This is a genomic window from Nostoc sp. FACHB-888 (assembly GCF_014696655.1).
In the GTDB taxonomy this organism is placed as follows: domain Bacteria; phylum Cyanobacteriota; class Cyanobacteriia; order Cyanobacteriales; family Nostocaceae; genus Nostoc.
Genome location: NZ_JACJQM010000256.1, coordinates 1 through 5054 on the forward strand (window position 1 = coordinate 1; position 5054 = coordinate 5054).

Genomic DNA, 5054 nt, shown 5'->3' on the forward strand with positions numbered 1-5054 from the left:
AAAGGGGGGAACCGGAATCAGAGTCCCCCTTTTTAAGGGGGATTTAGGGGGATCTAAAACGTTTTGCTACCAAGATGAGAACTTTTCAAACATCCTCTTAGCATTTAGCGGCATTGGAGCAGGTGTCTATGCTATTGTTACTAGTATTGAAGCCGTTGGTTTATGGTACGAAAAGCGTTGGGCACATATCTTGGTATTGGGACTTGTCGGCATCAGTATTCCACCAGAGATTTATGAATTAATTCGGGGAATATCTGTTATAAAAACATTGATTTTTTTGTTGAACTTAGCAGTGCTTGGCTATTTATTCCGCAATTTTCCTAAACATCCAAATTAATTTTTTATTTGATTCTTTGGGTCAACACAAAACTAAGACCGCACGTTGTACAATCGCTAGAAGTACAATCTGGAGAGCGACTTGCCTAGATCGATTCAGTCTACTCAACCACCACTAAAATTTATTACTCAACGATTGAACCCCCTGGTACTCCAGATTGTTCGGTGGTTACTACCGATCGCACTACGGTTCCGCACTAGACCTTGGTTAACGGCTGGTATTGTGCGGGTTGAAGCCAAGAATGTTGAGGTATTAGCTGAACTTTATCAACAATTTCAAGCTGGAAAAATTCGCTTTTTGTTGGCATTTCGCCATCCAGAGGTGGAAGATCCTCTCTGTATGCTGTATTTGCTTTCCCGCATTGTGCCACAGGTTGCTCGTCAGAAAGGTATTACACTACAATCCCTTGTTCACAGCTATTTTCTCTATGACCGAGGTATGACAGTTTGGGCTGGAGATTGGCTAGGTTGGTTGTTTTCTCGCATAGGAGGTGTGCCAGTTCATCGCGGTAGACGACTAGATCGCCAAGCTATTCAAACAGCACGCGAGTTGTTTGCTAATGGCAAACTACCGATCGCAGTAGCACCCGAAGGCGGTACTAATGGTCATAGTGGTATTGTTAGCCCCTTGGAACCCGGTGTTGCTCAAATGGGGTTCTGGTGTGTAGAAGACTTGCAAAAAGCTAATCGGGCTGAGACTGTGATCATTGTGCCGATCGCTATCCAGTATCGCTACGTTGAGCCACCTTGGTCTAAACTAGATTGGCTGCTCGGTAAGTTGGAAGCTGATAGTGGCTTGCCGCCAATGGAAATTGAGCAAGGCGCGAACGAAGAGATTTACTATCAACGCCTTTGTCGGTTAGCTGAATATCTAATTACCGAGATGGAAGAATTTTATCGTCGCTTCTATCATCAAGATATCCCAAAAACCATCTCAACTGATGAATCTGCTAGTCACAATCAGGTGTTGATTGCTCGACTTTATCGGTTACTCGATAAGGCTTTACAAGTTACCGAGCAATATTTTGGAGTTCAAGGGCAAGGTAATTTTATTGATCGCTGTCGCCGCTTAGAAGAGGCTGGCTGGAATTACATTTATCGGGAAGATTTGCCAGATATCGATGCTTTACCACCTTTTAAACGCGGTTTGGCAGACTGGATTGCCCAAGAAGCAGACTTGCGAATGCGGCATATGCGGATAGTGGAAAGTTTTGTTGCAGTTACAGCTAGTTATATTCAGGAACAACCGACGGCGGAACGATTTGCAGAAACAGCTTTGCTTGTATTCGATATGCTTTCTAGAATTCAAGATACAACACTTCCGGGGCGACCTCGCTTAGGTTTGCGAGAGACACAGATCACCGTAGGGGAGCCAATTTCAGTAACCGAACGCTGGAAAAATTGTCAAGGCGATCGCAATGCGGCTAAAAAAGCTGTGACCGATTTAACGAAAGATTTGCAGGTTGCTTTAGAGAAAATGATTGCTTGATTACCTGGCGCAGAGGTGATAATTATCCTTAAGGGGAACTAGTTTTAGAAACTTCTGGACTGCGAATTATTATATGTCCCTTATCACTTTGTTGAATCGCCAACACCGAGGGTATTTCGTTAGGTTTTGCATTTGGGGGCAATGCTCGAAACAAATAAATCCAGCCGCCACGTTCTAGGAGTAAACGCCAAACTCGCGGCTGTTTTGGATTAGTAATAATATCAGTATCTTCTCTGCCTCGCAAGTCATCGAATAGACCTATATCGCCAATTATACGGTAGCCTTTTAAGGATGGATTGGTAAATATATCATCAAGTTTACGTCCCACAGCAAACTTTTCTTCAGGTGTAATTAACGCTACAACGGGTAAGGTGGAGTTTTGACCAGCATCGCGCCTAGCATCTGCAACGCCTTGCCAACGAGCTAACCAAAATATCACAATTAAAACCCAGGATACTATTACTATTTCATTAACTAGCGATCGCAGAAAATCAACTGAACGCAATTGCCCAAAACCAAATTCAGCTAGAGATTTAAGCTGTTTAGCTGTCCATGAGCGTTTGTGTTGAGTTGCAGAGATGATGCGACTTAGTAATAATTGGCTGGTAGAGACTACCGTATCGCTGATGATTTTAATTAACCATAATGTTGCCTGAATTGCGATTGCAGCGAGAAAAAAGGCGATCGCTGTTTTGCATATTGCCCAGCCATCTCCGAGAAATATTTGCAGGGGAACTATCAAAAAAGACTGTGCAGGTAAGTCGAGGGTATTCAGTTCTAGTTGGAAAAAGTAGAAATATGACCAACGGTAAATCCAGCCTGCAAAGAAAAGCGCCGCACCCAGTAAGCCCAGTACACTAGTGAATTTACCTAAAATATTGGTTTCTTGGTTGGGGGTTTGGGTCATAAGGGAGATGAGGGATATAAGGGAAACAAATATACTGTGACCTCACTTCCATTCCTCTCTCCTAAAAGGCTACGGTGTACACATTGCTGGGTGCAAAATGTGTATTGATCCCCCTAAATCCCCCTTAAAAAGGGGGACTTTAAGAGCTTTTTGCCCCCCTTTTTAAGGGGGGTTGGGGGGATCAAAAGCCTGTGGTGCAACTTTAGAAGACTTGTGTGTACACCGTAGCTCCTAAAAGGAGAGAGGCTTTGAATCTTACTCCCCTTCCCTTGCAGGGAAGGGGTTGGGGGTTAGGTCTGTATTCCACTCAACTGCAAACTGTTATAAGTAAACAATCAGTTGATTTTAGTGATTTTACGTAAATTTGGTATCCGCCTTTGAAGTTTAATGAGAAACTTAAACATAGTCAAATATACCGTTAAAGCCATGAAAGCTTTTTTCCAGGGATGGTTTGTGGCAATCTTAGTAATGGCAGCAGCGATCGCAGGAAACATTCAAGCTGTAATTAGCCAGGATATCAAAACGGGAAATTTGTTATTGGTACAGACACCAGTCAACGCAAATGAATTAGACCTTGCAGTAGCGTTACCAGAGTTAGCAGAAGTCATCCTTAAGGGGGGTGAGTCGAGTAGTGGCCAGATAACAGGAATTGATGCACAGGGAGAAGAACTATCAATTCAGCGTAGTGGTAAAACTGCCACAATTCCCTTGAGCAAAATTCAAAGAGTAGTTTTTAAGAATGGGGCATTGGTTTACAGAAGCAATGGCCGGCAAATTATCCGGGGTGAGCGCGATCGCCCCACAGGTAAACTAGTAACTTGGAGTGGTATCCCCCTAAATACTTTTACTATAAAAAATTCTACTCAGGGTCAAGCCGTGGTGAAGCTGAAACCACCGGTAGTTACCACAGCACAGTTGCGGGGTATTCAGTCAGTGGCTAGAGATAGGCAATATGTTGTGGATGAAATCCAGTTCAATTCGCAACAAAGAACGATCACTATTTTGGCAAAACCTTATTGAGCGTGAATTATGAAATATTGAAGCGTTTACAACAAATGCTTCGATGCTAGCAACAAATGTTCAAACGTTTGCAACAAATATTCAAATATCTGCAACAAATGTTTAAACGTTTATAACAAATGTTCAAATATGGGCAACAAATGTTCAAACGTTTGCAACAAATATTTAAATATCTGCAACAAATGTTCAAACGTTTATAACAAATGTTCAAATATGGGCAACAAATGTTTAAACGTTTGCAACAAACGTTCAAACATTTCTAACAAATGCTTAAACGTTTGCAACAAATGCTTAAATGCTAGTAAAAAACGTTCCAACATTTCCAACAAACGTTAAAACATTTCCAACAAATACTTAAACGTTTGCAACAACTGCTTTGATGTTAGTAACAAATGTTTTAAGGATTATAGGTGTTACGCAAATTTGACGTATTTTTGTCATTGCAAGTGGAGCGATGTCTACGACGAGCTACGCCTACGCTCTTAGCGTTCCTGTAGGGTAGGAAGCTTTGACCAAATATTTTGATGTTGCTAACGGTCAATTTAAAACAGTTACCTCTGCGCTCTTGTATGAAAAAAATTCTTACCAGTTTTTTGGCTTTGGGTATTTGTCTAACGCCTTTAACAGTAATGCTAATGGTTCAACCCACCTGGGGACAGGCTCAAAATTCGCGATCGCAAGAAGCAGAAAGACTACTAGAGCAAGGGAGAAAACTGACACAGCAACAGGAACACCAAAAGGCAATACAAATATTACAGCAAGCTTTAACCATCGTGCGAGAACTCAAAGACCAAAAACGTGAAGCAACCACACTGGTTCGCCTTGGGTTGAACTATAGCCGTTTAGGACAAAAGCAAAAAGCACTCGATTTTTACAACCAAGCTCTTCCTATAAGGCGGGCTGTGGGCGATCGCTCTGGTGAAGCCACTACTCTCAATAATATCGGTCGAGTCTACGACGATTTAGGACAAAAGCAAAAAGCCCTCGATTTTTACAACCAAGCTCTGCCCCTTTTGCGTGCTGTGGGCAATCGCTCTGTTGAAGCCACTACACTTAATAATATCGGTTTAGTCTACTCCGATTTAGGACAAAAGCAAAAAGCACTCGATTTCTACAACCAAGCTCTTCCTATAAGGCGGGCTGTGGGCGATCGCTCTGTTGAAGCCACTACACTTAATAATATCGGTTTAGTCTACTCCGATTTAGGACAAAAGCAAAAAGCACTCGATTTTTACAACCAAGCTCTTCCTATAAGGCGGGCTGTGGGCGATCGCTCTGGTGAAGCCACTACTCTCAATAATA

At 42.3% G+C, this 5054-nt stretch carries 5 protein-coding genes; 4 read left to right on the plus strand and 1 reads right to left on the minus strand.

The window, feature by feature from the left end; genetic code table 11:
• The coding region (locus tag H6G26_RS38295) for a DUF2127 domain-containing protein (protein ID WP_190736934.1) at positions 1-337 on the plus strand (337 nt) is incomplete at its 5' end.
• A gap of 81 nt (positions 338-418) precedes the next feature.
• Positions 419-1825 carry a 1-acyl-sn-glycerol-3-phosphate acyltransferase gene (locus tag H6G26_RS38300; protein ID WP_190736936.1) on the plus strand — a complete coding sequence of 469 codons (1407 nt, stop codon included), beginning with the start codon at positions 419-421 and terminating at the stop codon, positions 1823-1825.
• 28 nt (positions 1826-1853) lie between these two features.
• Here the strand turns inward: H6G26_RS38300 and H6G26_RS38305 are convergent, their stop codons facing one another.
• Positions 1854-2732 (minus strand): hypothetical protein, encoded by an 879-nt coding sequence (locus tag H6G26_RS38305; RefSeq protein ID WP_190736938.1) that lies wholly within the window; start codon positions 2730-2732, stop codon positions 1854-1856.
• A gap of 387 nt (positions 2733-3119) precedes the next feature.
• Here H6G26_RS38305 and H6G26_RS38310 point away from each other — a divergent pair, with 387 nt between their 5' ends.
• Together H6G26_RS38310 and H6G26_RS38315 are read left to right on the plus strand one after the other, a co-directional pair.
• A complete protein-coding gene (locus H6G26_RS38310; protein ID WP_190736940.1) occupies positions 3120-3752 on the plus strand; it encodes a hypothetical protein in 633 nt (210 codons plus the stop codon).
• A gap of 569 nt (positions 3753-4321) precedes the next feature.
• The coding region (locus H6G26_RS38315) for a tetratricopeptide repeat protein (RefSeq protein ID WP_190736942.1) at positions 4322-5054 on the plus strand (733 nt) is incomplete at its 3' end.